The organism is Paenibacillus peoriae (assembly GCF_022531965.1).
Taxonomy (GTDB): domain Bacteria; phylum Bacillota; class Bacilli; order Paenibacillales; family Paenibacillaceae; genus Paenibacillus; species Paenibacillus polymyxa_D.
In genome coordinates, this window is the sequence record NZ_CP092831.1 from 282,392 (window position 1) to 303,201 (window position 20,810).

A 20,810-nucleotide genomic window follows, 5' to 3' on the forward strand; every position below is an offset into this window, starting at 1 on the left:
AGGTTTACTTCCTTTTTCTGTTAGATTGTATTTCGTCCTGTGTCTTTAGCATCATAGGGCGTTTTTTGAGATATTTAAAAGGAACCCGAACCAAAGTATCTTGTTGATCTCTTAGCCGAATTGGGGCTAGGGGTGACATGTAAGGAACTCCAAAGCTTTTGATCTGGACCATGTGTACGCCTAAACAAATAAAGGCTAAAATTACTCCATACAGCCCATAAATCCCTGCGATCATCATAATGGGGAAACGAAGAAGCCGGATTCCAATACTGCCGCTGTACTGCGGGCTTGCAAAGGACGCAATGGCAGTAAGACCAACGACAATAATCAGAAAAGCACTTACGATCGCCGCCTCGACAGCGGCTTGTCCAATCACAAGACCGCCTACAATCCCGATGACTTGTCCTATGCCTTTAGGTAGCCGTAGACTTGCCTCGCGCAGTATTTCCAATGCTAACTCCATAATTAGAGCTTCCACAAAAACGGGAAAAGGAATCCCTTCCCTTGAGGCAACGATAGACATCACTAGCTCAGGTGGGATTAATCCAGGATGAAAAGAAATAAGTGCAACGTACAGCGAAGGCAGGAATGTTGCAATGAACAGAGCCGTTAAACGAAGCATGCGGAAAAATGTTCCTAAAGGAAAACGCTCGTAATAATCCTCTGGGGATTGAGCCAGCATCCAGAAGGTCATGGGAGCAATCAGGACAAAAGGAGTGCCATCAAGCATAATGACAACTCTTCCGGACATTAAAGCATTTATAGCTTTATCCGAGCGTTCAGAGGCTTGGATCTGTGGGAACGGAGACCATGAATGTTCCTCAATCCATTGCTCAATAATCCCGGTATCGGAAGCATCGTCCACATCAATCGTTTCGACTCTCCGTTTAACTTCCTGAACTAGCTCCGGATTTGCGATATCTGATATGTACAGGATCGCTAACTTCCGTGAGGATCTCCTTCCTATGGTCATTTTATCTATTTTGAAACTTAGATCTTTGATATGCCGCCTTACCATTGCCAGGTTGCTTTGCAAATCTTCAATAAAACCTTCTCTCGGTCCTCTAACCAAAGTTTCAGTGCTTGGTTCATCGACACTTCGCGACGGAAACTGGCCCGTAGACGCAAAAAAGACTTCATCGGTTCCTTCGATCAGCAGACAGGTATTTCCCGATAACACTTCGTGTACACACGTCTCAAGGTCTGTCTCTTCTTCCATATCGATCGTAAATGCTGTCTGCTGTATCAGCTCCTCCTTTATTTTCTCGGGATTAACTTGGGAGTGACTTTCACGAATTCCAGTTAAAATGAGCGGCTTGACGATTTGTTCGTTAATGATGCTCGTATCCGCAATACCAGAGAGATAGATCATAATTACATGAATTCCCGTTTGACCCACATTCATTTTCTTGAAGACGACATCAGGAAGATGACCCAGGGTCTTTTGTAGATGGTCCAATTTCGCCTCGAGTGATCTTGCCATGACTCCTCCTCCTTCAAAAGTTATGCATGTAATATGTGTAAAATGGTAATAAATATTCATGGAATGGTAATCTAATGTGTTCAACGATAGAGGAGCTGAAGACGCGAGAGACAGAGGGAGTTTTTTGGGTATATGTAAACAAAAACGAACACCAGTGGTGTCCGTTTTTGGTCATACTTATGAGGCGAGGGTACTCTATCCTAGAGATAACGCCATATAAATTCCTCCGAGTGGAGTCACTTTTTGAACTCGTAAAAATGTGCCTCCAACATGCTCAGAGAAAGCTCGGCAGTCGTGGCTACCACGATATCTGCCCCTTGCATTTGTGAAGGTGTTCCTACACCGACCGCAAACATCCCGGCGCCCTTGATCGCCTGTATGCCAGCCTGTGCGTCCTCTATACCGATACAATCGGCAGGCTGAACGCCCAGATTTGCAGCTCCAGTGAGGAAAATTTCCGGGTCAGGCTTGCCATGCCGAATGGCGGTAACATCCACCACACTGTCAAAATAGTACGCTAGCTCCAGTCGCTCCAGGATAAACGCTGCATTTTTACTTGCAGAGGCCAGAGCGATGCCGATTCGGGCTTCACGAAGTTCTGTCAGAAGCGCTTTAATGCCTGGAAGAATGTCCGAGGGAGTTACAGCTGAGATGAGCCGCTGATACTCCGTATTTTTCCGTGTGGCCAGTTCTTGCTTGCCTTCTTCTGAAAACGTATTGGACAGGTTACCGCGCGCCAGTATTTTGTCGAGCGATTCCGTACGGCTGATTCCTTTTAACTGTTCATTAAATTCCCGATCAAAAGGGATGTTTAACGCTGCCGCCAAGCTGCCCCATGCCTGAAAATGATATTCGGCGGTATCTGTGATGACTCCGTCCAGATCAAAAATGACTGCCTTCATTTGCTTTCCCCCCTGTCTACCCGATTTATGAAACGCTGTTCGTCATTAACGGCCGCCCACTGGTAATGTGCGTTGGCTGTCCATACAGCTCCAGCGTCAGCGGTTCTCCATCCAACAGGGTAATGATCACTTCATTTTCCTGTACGAGAATACTTAGCAAGCGACCGCGATAGTTGATTTTAAACGTATATTTGGTCCAGTCTTGAGGCAAGAAGGGGGAGAAGCTTAATGTTTCATTATAGGTTCTCATCCCGGCAAATCCCTGTACAATCGCCAGCCAGCTTCCCGTCATGGAAGTGATATGAAGGCCGTCTTCGGTATCGTTATTATAGTTATCCAGATCCAGACGGGCCGTCCGCTTATACATCTCGACTGCTTTTTCCTCCATTTTGAGTTCGGCGGCCAGCACGGCGTGTATAGAAGGAGACAGACTGGATTCATGAACAGTCATGGGCTCGTAAAATGCAAAATTGCGCGCTTTTTCCTCCAGTGTGAACTGGTCTCCAAAGAAATACAGTCCTTGCAGCACATCTGCCTGCTTAATGAAGCATGAACGCAGGATTTTATCCCATGACCATTTCTGGTTTAGTGGAAGGTTGCTGGGATCAAGGGCGGATACAGGCTGCAAATCCTTATCCATAAAGGTATCGTGTTGTACGAAGACTTCCCGCTCCTCATCATAGGGATAATACATGTGAGTGACGATATCCTGCCAATGTGCAAGCTCATCAGCCGTAACTGCCAGGCGCTGCGCTTTCTCAGTCGAAATTTGAGGCAAGACCGATAATGTATATTTCAAAACCCATGCAGCCAGCGTGTTGGTATACCAGTTGTTATTGACGTTATTTTCGTATTCGTTTGGCCCGGTAACCCCGTGAATCATATACTGCTGCTGACTTTTGGAAAAATGGACCCGATCGGCCCAGAAACGGCTAATTTCGACCAGTACATCTACGCCGTAGTCATGCAGATAGGTCAAGTCACCCGTATAGTTGGTGTAATTGTAAATGGCATAGGCAATGGCACCGTTACGATGAATTTCCTCGAAGGTAATTTCCCATTCGTTATGGCATTCCACACCCGTAAAAGTGACCATAGGGTACAGTGCACCCCGAAGTCCTTGCTGGGTCGCGTTATGCTTGGCACCTTCAAGTTGTTGATAGCGATACAACAGCAGATTTCGGGTTACATCCGGGTCTGCGAGCGCCAGGTACATAGGTACGGCATATGCTTCTGTGTCCCAATAGGTGGCACCGCCATATTTTTCACCTGTAAAACCCTTGGGACCAATGTTCAGACGGGCATCTTCACCGTAGTACGTAGAGAACAGCTGGAAAATGTTAAAGCGTATTCCCTGTTGGGCCTCCGTATCGCCCTCTATTTCTACATCTGCTTTGTCCCAACGTCGGGCCCAAGCTGCGACATGCTCCTGTTTAAGAGAAGTGTAGCCTTTGTTCACAGCTTCTACGGCGATGCGTTCAGCTTGTGGAATCAGTGCGTCCTTTTCCATATCCCGTGAAGTTGTAACAGCCACAAATTTTTGCAGCTGGATACTGTCGCCCGGAGCGACGCTGTATTGATAGTGGCGAGCAGCATACAAAAAGCCCTCTTCCGTCGTCTGCTGATCCTGTCCCTCGGTCACAATACCCATGGTAGCGTTTACGGTAAAGCGCGGAATACCGAAGGGATTATCTATAGTTGTTGTGGACAGGCTAATGAATTGTTCCTGAACCTCTCGGGCCTCCTCCAGCCAAAAAACCTCATCATAGTTCGTGTCTTCATTCTTCGTATTGCCGTCCAAATAGGGGACAAGCTCTATAGTTAGAGGTTGCTCACTTATATTCGTTGCTTGGTAATCAATCAGGCATAGCTCACGAGTGGTGATGCTCAGAAAACGCTCCGTAGTGATACGAACCTGATCGTTCACGGTGCAGGTGCGTCGCAGGATCCCCTGTTTCATGTCCAACTCCTGCACGAAATCGCTGATGTGTGCCGTAAATAAGTCTACTTCCTCTTGGTTTACGATCAGATTGATGCCGATGAAGTTCATGGCATTGATGACCTTACCAAAATACTCAGGATAGCCATTTTTCCACCAGCCGACCTTTGTTTTGTCGGGGAACCATACACCGGAGATATAAGTTCCCTGATGATGATCCCCTGAATACGTTTCTTCGAAATTGCCGCGCATGCCCATATAACCGTTGCCTATGGACGTTAAGCTTTCCTGTAATCGCATGTGTGTGCTATGTAGAGCGTGTGTTGTCAGCTTCCAACTATCTACGTCGAATAATCGGTTGTAAACCATGAGTGCGTACCCCTCTCGGAAAATGAGATCGTTGTTTTAACGAGACCAATATATGAGCGAGTTCAGTATATAGTGCAACCGTTTGCCCTGTCAACGCAAAAAAACTGATTTTATGGATATCCACAAAATCAGTTCTTGTTCATTTCTTAGAGATTCATAGTACCTGGCTGGATTTGCGCTCCACGATTCGGTGGGGCACAATGATGTGTTTGGTCAGTTCCTTGGGGTCCTCGATTTTTTCAATCAGGCTTTTGGCAGCCTGATAACCCAGAGTAAAGATATCAATATCCACGGATGTAAGAGGAGGATTCATCAGCTCAGCCAGCATTAGATTATTGAAGCTCACCATGGATAACTGCTCTGGCATGGACACGCCTAACTGGGCAAGCATTTTCTGTACGGCCATGGCTACAAGGTCGTCGCTAACGATCATCGCAGTAGGCGGCGGGGTAGCCTGCAATAACGCGCGCATGTCCTCCAGATTAAAGGGTTCTCTGACCACGTATTCTTTCGGTAGAGGCAAGCCAACCTCTCGTAGCGCATCTTGGTAGCCTCGGAGTCTTTCAAGATTCACGATGTGTTCCTGATCACCGCCAACATAAGCAATGCGCTGATGATTCAGCCCAGTCAAATAAGTGACCACATCCTTGGCAGCCTGGTAGTTGTCGTTGTCTACATGGGTGGTTTCGCTGACAAACTGTTGAGGTTTGCCGATTACGGTATAGGGAATTTTTTCTTTGTGAAGATACTCCACGATGCTATCCTTTTGCTTGGAGTACAGGACAATGTAGCCGTCAACGCGTCCGGTCCGGGTCATCAGCTTTACGCGGGATAGCAATTCATCATTCGTTTTGCCTGTGACAATCGACAGTGTATAGTTGTGCTCGTTCACCCATTCGCTGATCCCGCGAAGACTTTCCGGAAAGAAAGGATTTTGAAAGATCGCCACATCCGATTCAGGCATAATAATGCCTATCGACTGTGTGACTCGGTTAGCCAGACTCTGAGCTGAATAGTTGGGTTCATAGCCAAGCGCCTTCATTTCTTTACGGACACGTAACTTGGTAGCTTCGCTGATTTTGGGGCTGTCTTGAATGACGCGGGATACGGTGGAGGTAGCAACATTAGCACGTTTTGCGACATCTTTGATGGTTACTGCCATCGTCTTCGTCTCCTTTTGCTATCTCAAGCAGGAAATATTATGTTCTATCATACGATATTGCTCGAAAATCAACAAATTCGCGGTTTTTTCGAGTGTTTCTATCATTATTAACCAAGATATTTACAATTAGGGTATTGCTAATAGAAAGCGATATCATTATAATAATTGTGCAACCGATTGCATAATATTTTTTGAGTACTACCCATGCTATACATACTATAAGGGATGGAGACTGAACGAGCATGAAAAAACTTCTATCATTTGATTTTTGGCAAAAGCTTGGGAAGGCACTGCTTGTGGTTGTTGCTGTTATGCCGGCGGCCGGGATTATGATTTCGCTTGGTAAAGTAGTGGCGATGTTGGCTGGCGATATTCATTTCTGGTTGACCGTCGGCGGGGTCATGGAGAATTTGGGTTGGGGTATTATCAATAACTTACACATCCTATTTGCGGTAGCGATAGGTGGTTCCTGGGCTAAGGAACGGGCGGGCGGGGCTTTTGCGGCTTTAATTGCCTTTGTTCTCATCAATATTTCAACAGGGACGATTTTGGGCGTATCATCGAAGATGTTAACCCAGGAGGGAGCAACCACCCATACACTCTTCGGTGCATCGATTCCGGTCAGTGGTTATTTCACCTCTGTCTTAGGAGCACCTGCACTCAACATGGGCGTGTTTGTCGGTATCATCTCCGGATTCGTCGGGGCGGTGGTATTTAACAAGTACTATAATTACCGCAAGCTGCCGGACGCTTTAGCCTTTTTTAACGGTAAACGTTTTGTTCCTTTTGTCGTGATTTTATGGTCTGTCATCGTAAGTTTGATCATGTCTGCCATCTGGCCATTTGTCCAGGGGGGGATTAATCAGTTCGGCATTTGGTTGGCGACTTCGGGAGAATCGGCTCCTTTTGTAGCACCATTTGTCTATGGTACACTGGAAAGACTGCTGATTCCTTTTGGACTTCATCATATGCTGACCGTTCCTATTAACTATACTCAACTTGGAGGCGTTTACACAACGCTTACAGGTTCCGGGGCAGGAAGTGTCGTTGCCGGGCAAGACCCGCTGTGGCTGGCTTGGGCAAGTGACCTGAGTGCGCTTCGTGGTACCGATCCGACAGCCTACAATAGCTTGTTGGAAGGCGTGACGCCTGCCCGCTTCAAGGTAGGACAAATGATTGGTGGAGCAGGTATCCTTATGGGACTAGCGGTGGCTATGTATCGCCGTGTAGACAAAGACAAACGCGGCAAGTACAAGTCGATGATCTTTTCGGCAGCCGCAGCTGTCTTTTTAACAGGGGTAACGGAGCCACTGGAATTCATGTTTATGTTCGTGGCGCCTGTGCTGTATGTGGTTTATGCTATTCTTACCGGTATTGCGTTCGGAATGGCCGACATCATACATTTGCGTTTACATTCATTTGGTATGATTGAACTGCTGACCCGAATGCCGTTGTCTATAAATGCGGGGTTGGTGCAGGATATTATTAACTTCGTGCTGACTTGCGTGGTGTTTGCGGTAGCAACCTACTTTATCGCTTATTTTATGATCGGTAAATTCCAAATGGCTACGCCAGGAAGACTGGGGAACTATACGGATGAGGAGCCTCAAGGGACTTCCGAGGCAGGGAGTACGAAGACAGAGGGTGTGGCAGCTACTTCCACTCAAAACCAACTGGCTACGGATATCATCAAGACACTTGGGGGTGAGCAGAATATTGTCGAGGTGGACGCTTGCATGACCCGTCTGCGTGTGACGGTGAAGGATACAGATGCCGTTGGGGACGAAAAGACGTGGAAAGCGCTGGGTGCCTTGGGCTTGATAAAAGTAGATAATGGGGTGCAGGCGGTTTACGGACCGAAGGCTGATGTGCTTAAATCAGATATACAAGACATACTCAACAGGTGATTACTTTGAAGTTGTTAACCTTAAATGCACATGCTTGGATGGAAGAAAACCAGCACGATAAGCTAAAGCAACTGGCTGCTTTTATTGATAAACAGCAGTTTGATGTCATTGCTTTACAGGAAGTGAACCAGACTATGGAAGAGGCTCCTTTGTCAGCGGACGATTTGGGCACTTACCATAGCGCAGATCCTGAAGTTGTCATTAAGCGTGATAACTATGCTTATGTGCTGAACGGGCTATTGTCTGATAGCTATCATTGGACGTGGGCTCCCGCGCATGTTGGTTTTGCCAAATACGACGAGGGGTTGGCGATTCTGTCGAAAACACCGATTACAGCTACGGTGAACGAATATGTTTCCTCGCTACAGGATTATGACAACTACCGCTCACGTAAAATTGTCGGTATTCAAACTGTGGTGGACGGAGTGCAGGCCTGGTTTGTAAGTGGACATTTTAACTGGTGGAATGATGAAGAATCCTTCCGTGGACTATGGGATCGTACAACCAAAGTGCTAAATTCTTTTGCTCCGACTCCTGTGTTCATGATGGGTGATTTCAACAACGCGGCTGAAGTGCGCGGAGAAGGATATGACTATGTACTGCAATCCGGCTGGTCGGACACCTATCCGAATGCAGCAGTACGTGATGATGGCCACACGGTGATTAAAGCTATTGCTGGTTGGGAAAGTAATGCGGAGCCGCTCCGTATTGACTTTATCTTCTCCAATAAGGCTGTACAGGTTCAATCCTCAACCGTTGTACTGAACGGGAAAACTGGACCAGTTGTATCGGATCATTTTGGGGTTGCAGTTGAGTTGGAGCTGTGAGAAAGAAAGGAGGCCACTTGCTTAAGCAAGTGGCCTTTTTCTTATAGATTTCGACTTGAATCGAATGACATATTGGATAACCATAGCAATCAACACCAAAATCAAATTGTAGTAAAATGCCGAGTACGGATATCCCGAATTGCTCTACATAAATAGCAAAGAGTGGAAGGATCATACTCCCACTCATGTTAGCAATAAGGCTGATCACGATCATACAGGCGATATTACGATTTAAATATAAGTGTCTCACCATAACCTCGAAACCTCTCTTTGATCTTGCATTATGGGAACCGTTATTCGGATTGCACTTGATTACGGATGAACGGCTTCAAGTCGAGTTAGCGGGTTCCCATATAGGCTACGCGAGCGAGTTCCTCGCGGTGCCTAAATCCCAATGCAATGATGGAGGTATGAAGCGGCGGATGGAAGGAATCTTGATTAGAGCGGTGGTGTTGCCTTTAAGCTGGAAAGCCACCTCCTGGTGGTGGCCAAGCTCCATAGATCCGGCGTAGCAGTACGATTTCACCCAAATGATATGAATTATGGGAGGCGATATTTCGCAATAGTCCCGCCTTTGTTTCCCCTGGGAAATGAGCCAGTGATTCATCCAGTTGCGCAGTTTCGGCAATTTGCACAGCCCGATCTACCCCCTGTAGAAATTCGTTAATGACAGCCTGCCATGCCCCTTCGCTTTGCGGTCCAGTTTCTTGGGGCCAGCTTTCCATGACATTGCCCGGAAGCTGGGGCTTCCGCCCTTCCAGATGCTCCAGCATAAATTGCTGCCAGTAAATCATATGCTTCAGCAGTTGATAAATGCTGTAGGGCATTTCTGCATTTTTCTTCCCTGCCAGTTCGATGTCAATGTCCGGCAAGGCGCGAGCGACTCGAATGTGTCCACGTTCCCCGACCAGTGATTTAACCAGCGCTTGACCGAATAATTGGTTGGCATCCGACATGTATAATCATCCCTTCGATGGAGAGTTTATTCTAGCTTAGTCTCATTTAAAGATTATACAATTATATTTTATAAAATGGAAATGAGTGCATGATTTAAAGTAAGGGTAGAAATCACTATAATAAAGTAGTTGATAATTGTTATCAATTAAATTACAATATTATTGTTTCGAGAGAAACAATAAACGAAAGTTTAATATATTTTTTGATGTATGCAGAAATGTTAAGGGGAGATTTCCGCATGCATATATTGTTTCTTTCGAAACGATTAGGTAGTGGGCATAAAGATGTTAGATAGGGGTGGGAACATGAATTACGAAGTGATTGTAGTGGGCGGCGGACCTGTTGGAATGTGGCTCGCTGCGGAGTTGGCATTAGCAAGAGTGAGCGTATGTGTAATTGAACGTTTAGAGGAGCCTAGTGACCAGTCACGTGCCCTTACGCTACATCCACGAACGCTTGAGATGTTTGATATGCGTGGATTGAAGGAGCGGTTTATGAAGCTCGGCAGACCTATACGTACGGGTCATTTTTCAATGCTGAATACCCGCTTGGATTTTTCTGTGCTTGATAGTTCTTCTAATTATACGTTGTTTATTCCACAGGTGATCACAGAGAAGGTGATCGAGGAGCATGCGCTCAAGCTGGGAGTTGTCGTTCATCGTGGCATGGAAGTGGTATCTGTGCGGGAGCACGAGAAGGGCGTAGAGGTGGTGAGTGTATGCACATCTGGACCACAAGCCAATGTATCGGTAATGACAGCTGCTTATGTTGTAGGAGCAGATGGAGCCGGCAGTATCGTGCGGAAACAAGCCGGGATTGCTTTTCCGGGCACGGATACGACTCTGACCGCTATATTGGCGGATGTAGAGTTAGCCAATCCGCCTGAAAGTGGCGTGCATTCCGAATATAGTGAACGAGGTGGAGTGATGATTGCCCCCGTGTATCCAGATATTTATCGGGTTATTTTGACTACACCACGAATGATGGAGATTCCGAAGGACGTGCCTGTGACGCTGGAAGAAGTGCAGACAGGACTGTATGATCTGCTCGGTACAGATCTTGGGGTATCCAATCCTCGCTGGTTATCTCGATTCGGGAACGCAACGCGGCAGGCGCAGACCTATCGTAAAGGGAGAATCCTGCTGGCAGGTGATGCTGCGCATATCCACTTCCCGGCAGGTGGACAGGGAATGAATGTTGGCTTGCAAGAGGCGGCAAATCTGGGATGGAAGCTGGCCGGAGTGATTCGTGGCTGGGCTCCAGACACGCTGCTGAGTAGCTATCATGAGGAACGTTATCCGGTTAATACGCAGTTCTTACGGAATACCGAGGTTCAGACCCGCTTATTGGACTTTACGCCTGCTGTATTGGCACACCGCCAATTGCATGAGGAATGGTTCCGCCATCCGGAAATTAATCAATCTATGGCAGAGCAGATTAGTGCACTGGATGTATGCTATCCAGCGGCTAGCAATATACCGCAGCATCCACTGAACGGGAAACGGTTTGCTGATTTTGAATTGCATTTGCCTGACGGAATGACAACGTATGCTTACGATCTTCTTCATGAAGGCCGCTTTGTACTTCTCCATCTTGCACAGGATAATGAGGTATCGAATGAGTTTCACCATAGCTCACTTTCACATATTTCATATGTGGAGGCCGTAGCCGAGGAAGTGCCCGTGGGATGGAGAGATGTGCATACGGTTCTCATCCGTCCGGATGGGTATATCGCTTGGGCCATTTCTATGAAACAAACGGATATATTGAGTGTGATTAAGGAAGGCATTGCCACATTGGTATAAAGGGGAAAGGGTATGTTCATAACATGACCATATTGTTTCTTGTGAAACAAATGTGGGCTATAATGAAAGGAGGAGTATGCCAAAGGAGTGACTACTTGTTCGTATGGAAAAGGCGACATCGGTTCAGCATGTCTATGATTTGCTTATTAAGATGAATCATCAGTGGGAGCAGCATCAGCAAAGAGAGAGCATGACCTTTCTCGAAGAAATCCGCGAGCACTTTGATGGAATGACTTCGCTCAATATGACGGATGTACACGTTATGGATTGTATCGGGCAGCATGAGCCGATCAATGTTACAACCTTAGCGCAACGAATGGAGCTGAGCAAAGGTACCGTTTCGAAAGTCAGCACCAAGCTGCTCAAGGAAGGCTGGATTCGCAGAACCCAGCTGAACGACAACAAAAAAGAAATTTATTTTCGGCTAACCCCGTTGGGAAAAAAACTCTTTCTTGTACATGAGCGACTGCATGCTGAGGTACAGCAACAGTTATTTCAATTTTTAAATCGTTACAGCTCAGAAGAACTGAATGTCTTGAAACGTCTGCTGTCCGATGGTGTAGATCTCTTGGAAGCTATGGAGTGGCAGGGAAAGAGTCTGGATTAAAGAGATATCTAATCATCAACGATGGGCACCTGTTTTATCTCCGAGTAATAGATACATGAGGAGATGCAGGTGCGTTTTCTCTTAATGCAATAGTCGTTTTGCTTCCATATAGAGCACCTGTACGAACTTTTTCGTATTAATGCGGGCTTGGGACAGTGAAGGCTCCACATTGTTTTGTAGCTCCAGCATTTTTTTGCGGATTTCTGTAAAGTCAAAAAATTTGGATGCATAATTTTCAAATTTAGGATGGGTATAGTCAGTCAACCCGAGCGATACTATATGGCTTAGCGTCTGGAAAATAGCGCGGCGGACACGCTGCTCCGATGCTTTAATTTCCTTACTCAGCTCTACTGCTGAGGCTGAAGCCCCTAACCGTTTGGATGCTACATTAGCAAATATATCCTTCAACGGCGGGAACAGATAGGGAGACAGATTGCCTGTTTCCTCCTCATACTGGTCCAGAAATTCCAGCATGTCCAACAAATCCATACTCCCAGCTTCGCCGATCATTCCCATCTCGGAGAGCAGAAACTGCCCGGAAGTTACGATGTTTCGGGTCGGTTCAATCGTTGCCGTTGGGTTATTCGATGTGAACATCGACAACCCTTGAAGCGTCCGCTGGATATCCGTAATCGACTGCTGCATGCGCAGACGCTCAGCCACCTTATGAATAACTGCAATAATCTCCAGTCGATTCAAAGGCTTGGCCACATAATATTCAATACCGAGCGAGTACGCCTCGCCGATCATGTTTTTGGATTCGATGCGAGAAATCATAATGATTTTGCCGCTGAATTGATCGCCGAGTGCACGCACGGTCTGAATGCCGTCACGAAGCGGCATCAGCAAGTCAATTAGCAATACATCAATCCGGTTCAGCTCCAGCAGGCCGCTATTCACATAGGAACCATCCTCCGCTTCCCCGATGACTTCCCCTAGACCTTCGTCTTCAATAATGTCTGCCAGCATAGAACGAATCCCTTGATCGTCATCCACAATATAAAAACGCATCCGGGCTATCTTCCTTTCTCCGTCAGTTTCCGTAAAGGCAATGTAATTCTAAAAGTGGTCTGTAATCTATCTGTATTCTCTTCCTCAATCTGTTGTAGTTCAATCGTTCCTTCAAGGCTCTCCGCGACCTCACGTACATAAAACAATCCCATACCGGTCGACGGTTGTCCTTCCTCATCATACTTGGTCGTATACCCTGGTGTGAAGACCATTTCCCGTTTCCGCTGAGGAATACCCGGACCGTTGTCGGTAACACTAAATGAAGCTATATCCTCTTTTCCCGGAAGACAGCGAATAGAAACGTCAATCCTTCCGTCGTCCCTCATGGCTTCAACCGCATTGGCTGTCAGGTTATTAATAAGTGTCAGAACGGTATAAACATGTAGCTTGGGCAACAAAGGATCGACATCTAGGGTAAAACGAATAGACTTGTCCAGTGATTGGGCGTACTTGCTGTTCGTTCGGATGATGAGCTCCCCAAGCTCTTGAGAAGCCATGTAATGCACTCCGCTTTCGGCATCAATCAGCTTGGACAAACCAGCAAAAATCCGCTGGCTGTCTTTTTTAATCTCGTGAACCTGTCCGGAAATACGAAGTGCCTGTCTGGCGTAATGTTCTCTATCCTTTAGAGATTCATCCTGTTGCAGTTCACGGTACAGCTCGTAGCTTTCACGAGTGATTTGTTCTGCATGTGACAGCGTTTTGCCTAACTGGACCGACTCCTCATACAAGTCTGATACAAGAAGTAAAATTCGCTCCGTCTGCTGTCTTTGTGCCTCTTCATGCTGGACCGATTGATTTAACCGAATCATATTATAAAACCCAAGCACGAAGAAGCTGCGGATCATAGCCATAAAAGCTACTTTACTGATCTTAATGATGTCCCAGAAATCGCCGTCAATACTCCACCGGACGCTAAGTTCCGACACACTTGCGGCAACCTCAATCCCTACAGAGAGGATACCCACACGGAGTGCGCGGTAAGGCTCAGCATTAATGTTAAGGAGCTGGAAGAGCAGACCGTAGACCATGTAATAAAAAAAGGTAGGGCCATGCAAGATCAGCAACTCTTCGAAGAGAAGACTGGACTGAGTGTAATGATTGAGTAAGATGCGAAAGGCGACTACTGCTATCCCTGCAAGCACTCCCGATAATGCAGGCGGAATATGACGAATAGATAACAGAAAGAAAAAAAATACAGGCGTACCAAAGCTGAGACGGAATGTATTAGCGAACGGGTGAATATTCAGCTCACCTGCGAGCGGTACAAATACAAGCATGAGCAGGAAAAGGAGCGTGTTCAACTTCATCCATATTCACCTCCTGGGTATTCAATCAGAAAGGCAATGTGAGCTAAATTCACAGGCTCGTCGTTAAAGTTTGTGAATTTATAGAAAAAAATAAATGCAGCTGTAGATAATTGTCGGTTTTTATAGATCAGATTGTAGTATAAATAACATCATTTGAATATTAAGAACAGCATACTGCAAAAATATACAAATCAGCCAGGGGGGGACACGAAGTGAAAAAGATTAATTTGACGATGCAAATCTTTATCGGTCTGGCTTTAGGTATTATTATTGGTGCCTTATTTTACGGCAATTCAGGGGTGGAAGTCTACTTAAAGCCAATCGGCGATATTTTCATCCGCTTGATCAAGATGATTGTCGTGCCTATTGTGATCTCAACGCTCATTATCGGCGTTGCCGGCGTGGGCGATATGAAAAAACTAGGTAAACTTGGCGGAAAGTCCATTCTGTACTTTGAGATTGTAACGACAATCGCCATCCTGTTCGGACTGCTTGTTGCCAACCTGGTTCGACCTGGTGACGGCGTGGACATGTCCCACCTGGCGAAGAGTGATATCCATTCCTATGTGGAGACTGCAGAGAAGTCAGGCCATAGCTTTATAGATACGATTGTGCATATTGTTCCTACCAATGTTATTCAAGCTCTGGGCGAGGGAGATATGCTCGCTATTATATTCTTCTCCGTACTGTTTGGACTAGGGGTAGCGGCGATTGGTGACAAGGGCAAGCCCGTGCTGAATTTCTTTGAAGGCGTAGCCGACGCCATGTTCTGGGTAACCAATCAGGTCATGCGCCTGGCTCCGTTTGGAGTATTTGCACTGATTGGAACGACAGTGGCCAAGTTTGGGTTGGCTTCATTATGGCCGTTATTGAAGCTTGTTTTGTCGGTGTACGGCTCCATGGCGCTGTTCATTGTGATTGTTTTCGGAATTATCGCCAAGCTGTGCGGTACCCGTCTCTGGACCATGATTAAAATTTTGAAAAGTGAGCTGTTGCTTGCATATTCGACGGCCAGTTCGGAAAGTGTTTTGCCTAAGATCATGGAGAAGATGGAGAAGTTCGGATGTCCTAAAGGAATTACGTCCTTTGTCATTCCGATTGGGTATTCTTTTAATCTGGACGGTTCCACCCTGTATCAGGCACTGGCTGCGATTTTCATTGCCCAAATGTATGGTATTGATCTGCCAATCACGACACAGATCACGCTGGTACTAGTATTAATTATTTCTTCCAAAGGTATTGCAGGTGTGCCGGGTGCTTCCTTTGTCGTTTTGCTCGCTACGCTTGGAGCAGTGAACCTCCCGCTGGAGGGTTTGGCTTTTATCGCTGGTATTGATCGCATTCTGGATATGGCGCGTACGGTAGTTAATGTATTAGGTAACTCGCTTGCCGCTGTGGTCATGTCCAAATGGGAAGGCCAATATGATAAAGAAAAGGGCGAGGAATACGTTGCTTCAATTAAATAAGATATAACGAACTGAATAGTTGACAGAAAGAGCACTTTTGCGCAGTAATGCAAAGGTGCCCTTTCTGTTTCCAGACTTGTTAGAATTCTTCCTTTTTCGACATTTTTCGATGTTTCCTGTATGGAATTATAGGTATATGGACATGAAAAATAAGTCTTAATGCCTATGTAATTAAAGATTTAATTATAATGATTCTTAATAAAATTCCGATATTAAATTATACCGTTTTATATATTGGCTTAGAAGGGAAGATCATATATGTTTCTCAAGAAAAATGAGTCTCAATCACTTGCTCCTTTAGTAGAAGAAAGCCGCAAACTTTCACAAAGAATACAGCAAAAAGATTACTCTGCTGCAATACAGGTTTCCTCAGCTTCTCCTGAGGTTCAAGAAATCGCAAACAATGTTAACCAAGCGATAGAGTCCATGAAAAATGATGCTCAACATGTTGATATCCGTTTGAAGCTTGTTACCAAGGCTATAGAGATTGGCTTATGGGACATGGAGGTCATTGCGGGTGATCCTGTCAATCCAAGTAATACGTTCACATGGTCAGAAGAATTCCGTTCTATGCTGGGGTATCAGAGCGAAAAGGACTTCCCTAATGTATTAGATAGCTGGTCATCTCGGCTGCATCCCGAAGATTATGACAGGTCTTTGGCAGAATTGTCTGATCATTTACTGGACTTTACGGGAAAGACCCCTTATGACGTACAGTATCGCTTGAGGCTGAAGCATGGAGAATATCGTTGGTTCCGGGCTACCGGAACGACGATCCGTGACCAGCAGGGAGTGCCGCTTCGGATTGCAGGCGCTCTGTTGGATGTGCACGATCAGAAGATTAAGTCTGAGGAGCTTCAGGCATTGGTTACAAGATACGATCTCATTAATCGTGTTTTGGTGGAGGCTCCTTACGATGTAAACATTATTGGAGGAGACATTGAGAATCCGGATAGTATATTTTGGTGGTCACCGCAATTCCGGGCTACGCTGGGCTTTAAGGATGAGCAAGATTTCCCAAGCAAGCTTAGCAGTTGGGCTTCAATTCTGTATCCTGAGGACGCCGAAATGGCGATTAAAGTTTTGAATGATCATTTAAATGATTATACAGGGCGCACACCTTATGAAATGGAATGTCGTTTGGTGCGTAAGAATGGTGAGCATCGCTGGTATTATTGCAGTGGAAAAACATTGCGCGATAGCAAGGGAGTGCCTATTCGGATTGCGGGTACCATTCGTGACATTACAATAGAAAAGGAAAAGCAGGCTATTGCGGATGAACTCACGCTCAAGATCCAGCATCTCTCCGATTCCATTACGGAAATGGTGAATGGTGTTAATTCGGTTAGTAACCAAGCGCAGGAGCTGGCTACGGCTCAGGAGCAATCGACAGACGCAGCGAATCAAGCCAAAGTCAGTGCAGAAGAGACACAAAACATTTCCAACTTCATTAAAGAGATTGCAAATCAAACGAATCTGCTGGGTCTGAATGCTGCCATTGAGGCATCGCGTGCGGGCGAGCAGGGGCGGGGTTTTGCGGTAGTCGCAGATGAAGTGAGAAAACTCGCTATTCACAGTGCTGATGCGACCGGAAATATCGAGACCAGTCTGGACGAAATGAAGACACTCATCGAGCGGATTTTGCACAATATCGGGAACATGTCTACGCTGACACAGACACAAGCCGCCCTAACTCAGCAAGTGAATGCATCTACGGACGAGATCAACAGCATGTCCAAAGCTTTGTTGGATTTCGCGAGAACGATGTAAGGCTTCATGTAGAAATGAGGCCGGGCCTAAGGTTCGGTCTCTTTACTGTTTTTGGAAGATGAACTATACTTTTTGAGGATCGATCTAAAAATCACCTCATAGTAACTTTATGTGGAAAAGAGGAACATACCTTGAGCTTACTTAGTTCAATATTGGTCGGAATTGTAGCTCTGGAACATGTGTACATTCTAATATTGGAAATGTTTCTGTGGACGACTCCGCGGGCGATGCGTACGTTCGGGACCTCGAAGGAGCTGGCGGAAGCAAGCAAATCCCTGGCAGCAAATCAGGGGCTGTATAACGGATTTCTGGCAGCCGGATTGGTGTGGGGCTTGTTCTATCCGGAACCTGTAATCGGGCGGCAAATCCAATTATTCTTTGTCATTTGTGTGGTAGTGGCTGCGGTATATGGTGCATTAACTGCCAACAAGTCTATTTTATTAAAGCAAGGTCTGCCTGCCATCCTGGCACTAATCAGTTTGTGGATATTCTGAAGACACTCTTAACGGGTGTCTTTTTTCTAGATTCGATCACATAATGTCTGGAATGCTAATGACAAGGGGAATAAACAGTTTTTGACCGATTGTAAATCCGACTATTCCGATTTATAATAAATTTATTACATACTAAGAGGACACGGGGGCTAGAGCGATGCGTCGTAATTTGACTGGTGTATTGGTATTCATTGTATTGATGTTGGTTGTAAGTGCATGCTCCGGCGGGAATTCTGGATCTACGTCTGAGACGAATGGGAATATACCCGGTACAGCTACCACAACAGCTGATAACGGACAGCCAAAAGACGGCGGCAGCCTGATCATTGGCGTACAAGCTGATCCGGTGGTGCTGAATCCGAACTATGCGGGTGATCGGGTAAGTCTGACGATAGACCAGGCGATATTCGCACCATTGTTTCAGGTGAACAATGGCAAAAAGACATTTTATTTAGCAGACAGTCTGACTCCTTCAGCAGACAAGCTGACTTATACACTAAAACTGAAAAAAGATCTGACTTGGCATGATGGCGAGAAGCTGACAGCTGACGATGTTGTTTTCACCATTAACAAAATTTTGGATGAGAAGCAGCACAGCTTTTTGAGAAGTAATTTTATGGTTAATGGCAAACCGGTTCAGGCGAGCAAGGTTGATGATACAACGGTGGATTTCAAACTTCCTCAGCCAGCTCCTGCTTTTGAGGCAGCACTGGTACAGGTATCCCCGATTCCGAAGCACATTTTCGAGAATGAAGCGGATATTGAGAAAAGTACAAAAAACAACTCTCCGGTTGGATCAGGTCCTTTCAAATTTAAAGAGTACAAAACCGGTGAGTACGTTACACTCGAACGGTTCGATAACTATGTTGGCGGAAAGCCGCATCTGGATTCAGTAACATACCGAATTGTTAAAGATTCAAATGCTGCGAATTTGGCCCTTCAAAATGGTGAGATTAATGTAAACTATCTCGATCCGCAAAATGTGGAGACCATTAAAGCAACAGATAAGTTTGACATTTTCCCTTACAGCGAAGGTCGCTTGGCTTATCTGATGTTTAATGAAAACAGTGATACGAAGCAGTTGAACAAAAAAGAAGTGCGTCAGGCGCTTTCTTATGCATTAAATCAGGATGAGTTGATTCAAGTTTCCTATGGCTCCAAGGATTATGCAGACACTGCAAAATCTGCTCTGACACAGGACGTACTGTATCACACGAACGACGTTGCATTTTTTAATAATGATGTGAACAAAGCAAAAGAGCTGCTGAAATCGGCTGGAGCTGAAGGACTGAAACTGCGCATTATCATTCCGGGCGGTAACAAGGTACAGGAAGCACAAGCACTCTATATCCAGCAGAAGTTAAAGGACATAGGCGTTCAGCTGGACGTGAACAGCATGGATTCATCGGCATGGTCGCAAAAGTTCGTCGATACGAATGCCAAGGACTTTGATCTGGCGATCAGCGGCTACATCATGGGGTATGACCCTGACGCATATCGTATTTTGTATAGCACCGGATCATCCTCCAACTATTCGCATTATTCGAATAAGGAAGTGGATAAACTGCTGGAAGAGGGCGCGGGTGAGTCGGATACGACTAAACGTGGAGAAATTTATAAAAAGGTACAAGAGCTGCTGGCTGAGGATGCTGTCATCTATCCGATTGCTTACACCAAGACTATTGTAGCCTTCGACAAGCAGTATGGCGGTATTGATCAGGCTGTGCTGAAGCCGGTCGTGATTTTCGAGGATTTGTCCAAAATTTATCACAAATAAGACAGGGTTTTCAAAAATAAGCTGGGCTAACCAGCTTATTTTTTTCGAAAACAGCAAGGGGAAGGGAAACGTATGAGACAACTCATCGCCAGAAGGTTGCTGCAAGTTATACCGATGCTATTTTTTGTGTCCATCGTCTGCTTCGGCTTGATCAAGCTGGCCCCAGGTGATCCGGTTCTCTCTTTTGTTACACCGAATATGCATCTGGAAGACATTGAACGAATGAGGCATAGCTTGGGGCTGGACCAGCCCGCTTACGTGCAGTACATATTATGGCTTAAAAAGAGTCTAACGGGTGACCTCGGCTACTCGCTAATTAATCACCAGCCCGTGCTGGATCAGATTCTCGACCGTCTCCCGGCTACAGCCGGGTTAATGGGCGCATCCATCATACTTGCTGTGCTGGTTGCCATCCCACTTGGTTTGACGGCTGCGGCGAATCGGAATCGCTGGATCGACAAGCTCATTAATCTGATGTCGTACATCGGGATTTCTGTTCCGCTGTTTTGGCTCGGTATTTTACTTATTTATTTGTTTGCGATTTATCTGCATTGGCTTCCGAGTACTGGGATGCGTACCATCGGTACGGACTCGGTGCTGGATGTGATCAAGCATGGGATTTTACCATGTTTTGTACTGGCCTTCGGTTTTCTGTCTGTGTATGTGAGGTACATCCGTTCCAGCACAATTACGCAGCTCAAGGAAGAGTACGTGCAGATTCAATACGCGTTCGGGTCTGGAAAAAGACTAGTTTTGTTTCGACATGTGCTCAAGCATGTGCTGCTGCCCATCATTACGCTGCTCGGAATGTCGGTTGCGGACCTGGTGGCTGGAGCCATTGTGACGGAGACGGTATTTTCCTGGCCGGGCATTGGCTCGCTGGGCATGACGGCGGTAAAAGGGATGGATTATCCTGTCATCATGGGGATTACTTTATTTTCCGCTCTGCTGCTGATCCTGGGTAATCTGCTTGCGGATATCTTGTACAGCATTGCGGACCCGAGAATTAAATCAACGAGGTGAA

Annotated in this window: 16 protein-coding genes; 9 read left to right on the plus strand and 7 right to left on the minus strand. The window is 46.0% G+C overall.

Annotation, left to right across the window (positions count from 1 at the left end):
* Positions 1-4: 4 nt before the first annotated feature.
* From MLD56_RS01190 to MLD56_RS01205, 4 genes are all read right to left on the minus strand, one after another.
* Entirely contained in the window at positions 5-1,483 is a 1,479-nt protein-coding gene (locus MLD56_RS01190; RefSeq protein ID WP_029516902.1) for a spore germination protein, read from the minus strand.
* A 236-nt stretch (positions 1,484-1,719) separates the two neighbouring features.
* Positions 1,720-2,385 carry a beta-phosphoglucomutase gene (pgmB, locus tag MLD56_RS01195; protein WP_029516901.1) on the minus strand — a complete coding sequence of 222 codons (666 nt, stop codon included), beginning with the start codon at positions 2,383-2,385 and terminating at the stop codon, positions 1,720-1,722.
* 25 nt (positions 2,386-2,410) lie between these two features.
* The gene (locus MLD56_RS01200; RefSeq protein ID WP_029516900.1) at positions 2,411-4,693 is read right to left on the minus strand and encodes a glycoside hydrolase family 65 protein; all 2,283 of its coding nucleotides are present in this window, start codon (positions 4,691-4,693) and stop codon (positions 2,411-2,413) included.
* Positions 4,694-4,847: 154 nt separating this feature from the next.
* Entirely contained in the window at positions 4,848-5,855 is a 1,008-nt protein-coding gene (locus MLD56_RS01205; protein WP_029516899.1) for a LacI family DNA-binding transcriptional regulator, read from the minus strand.
* Positions 5,856-6,097: 242 nt separating this feature from the next.
* Between MLD56_RS01205 and MLD56_RS01210 the strand changes: the two genes are divergently transcribed.
* Both MLD56_RS01210 and MLD56_RS01215 read left to right on the plus strand, forming a co-directional pair.
* On the plus strand, positions 6,098-7,762 hold the full coding sequence (locus tag MLD56_RS01210) for a PTS transporter subunit IIBC (RefSeq protein ID WP_029516898.1): 1,665 nt from the start codon (positions 6,098-6,100) through the stop codon (positions 7,760-7,762).
* A 5-nt stretch (positions 7,763-7,767) separates the two neighbouring features.
* Entirely contained in the window at positions 7,768-8,589 is an 822-nt protein-coding gene (locus tag MLD56_RS01215; RefSeq protein WP_029516897.1) for an endonuclease/exonuclease/phosphatase family protein, read from the plus strand.
* A gap of 458 nt (positions 8,590-9,047) precedes the next feature.
* Here MLD56_RS01215 and MLD56_RS01220 read toward each other — a convergent pair whose 3' ends face one another.
* Entirely contained in the window at positions 9,048-9,545 is a 498-nt protein-coding gene (locus MLD56_RS01220) for a DinB family protein (protein WP_029516896.1), read from the minus strand.
* A gap of 306 nt (positions 9,546-9,851) precedes the next feature.
* Between MLD56_RS01220 and MLD56_RS01225 the strand changes: the two genes are divergently transcribed.
* The gene (locus MLD56_RS01225; RefSeq protein ID WP_029516895.1) at positions 9,852-11,351 is read left to right on the plus strand and encodes a monooxygenase; all 1,500 of its coding nucleotides are present in this window, start codon (positions 9,852-9,854) and stop codon (positions 11,349-11,351) included.
* Between the two features lie 103 nt (positions 11,352-11,454).
* Complete coding sequence (locus tag MLD56_RS01230; protein WP_049816963.1) at positions 11,455-11,958, plus strand: MarR family transcriptional regulator; 504 nt, start codon at positions 11,455-11,457, stop codon at positions 11,956-11,958.
* Positions 11,959-12,039: 81 nt separating this feature from the next.
* On the opposite strand, the gene MLD56_RS01235 is transcribed toward MLD56_RS01230, so the two are convergent.
* On the minus strand, positions 12,040-12,969 hold the full coding sequence (locus MLD56_RS01235; RefSeq protein ID WP_013308322.1) for a response regulator: 930 nt from the start codon (positions 12,967-12,969) through the stop codon (positions 12,040-12,042).
* A gap of 5 nt (positions 12,970-12,974) precedes the next feature.
* Entirely contained in the window at positions 12,975-14,279 is a 1,305-nt protein-coding gene (locus tag MLD56_RS01240) for a sensor histidine kinase (RefSeq protein WP_029516894.1), read from the minus strand.
* Positions 14,280-14,491: 212 nt separating this feature from the next.
* Between MLD56_RS01240 and MLD56_RS01245 the strand changes: the two genes are divergently transcribed.
* From MLD56_RS01245 to MLD56_RS01270, 5 genes are all read left to right on the plus strand, one after another.
* Entirely contained in the window at positions 14,492-15,745 is a 1,254-nt protein-coding gene (locus MLD56_RS01245) for a cation:dicarboxylate symporter family transporter (RefSeq protein ID WP_029516893.1), read from the plus strand.
* 258 nt (positions 15,746-16,003) lie between these two features.
* A complete protein-coding gene (locus MLD56_RS25945; protein ID WP_029516892.1) occupies positions 16,004-17,515 on the plus strand; it encodes a methyl-accepting chemotaxis protein in 1,512 nt (503 codons plus the stop codon).
* Positions 17,516-17,646: 131 nt separating this feature from the next.
* On the plus strand, positions 17,647-18,009 hold the full coding sequence (locus tag MLD56_RS01260) for a DUF1304 domain-containing protein (protein ID WP_029516891.1): 363 nt from the start codon (positions 17,647-17,649) through the stop codon (positions 18,007-18,009).
* A gap of 157 nt (positions 18,010-18,166) precedes the next feature.
* Positions 18,167-19,786 (plus strand): ABC transporter substrate-binding protein, encoded by a 1,620-nt coding sequence (locus MLD56_RS01265; RefSeq protein ID WP_029516890.1) that lies wholly within the window; start codon positions 18,167-18,169, stop codon positions 19,784-19,786.
* Positions 19,787-19,858: 72 nt separating this feature from the next.
* Positions 19,859-20,809, plus strand: a complete 951-nt coding sequence (locus tag MLD56_RS01270) for an ABC transporter permease (RefSeq protein WP_029516889.1) — start codon at positions 19,859-19,861, stop codon at positions 20,807-20,809.
* Position 20,810: the final 1 nt, after the last annotated feature.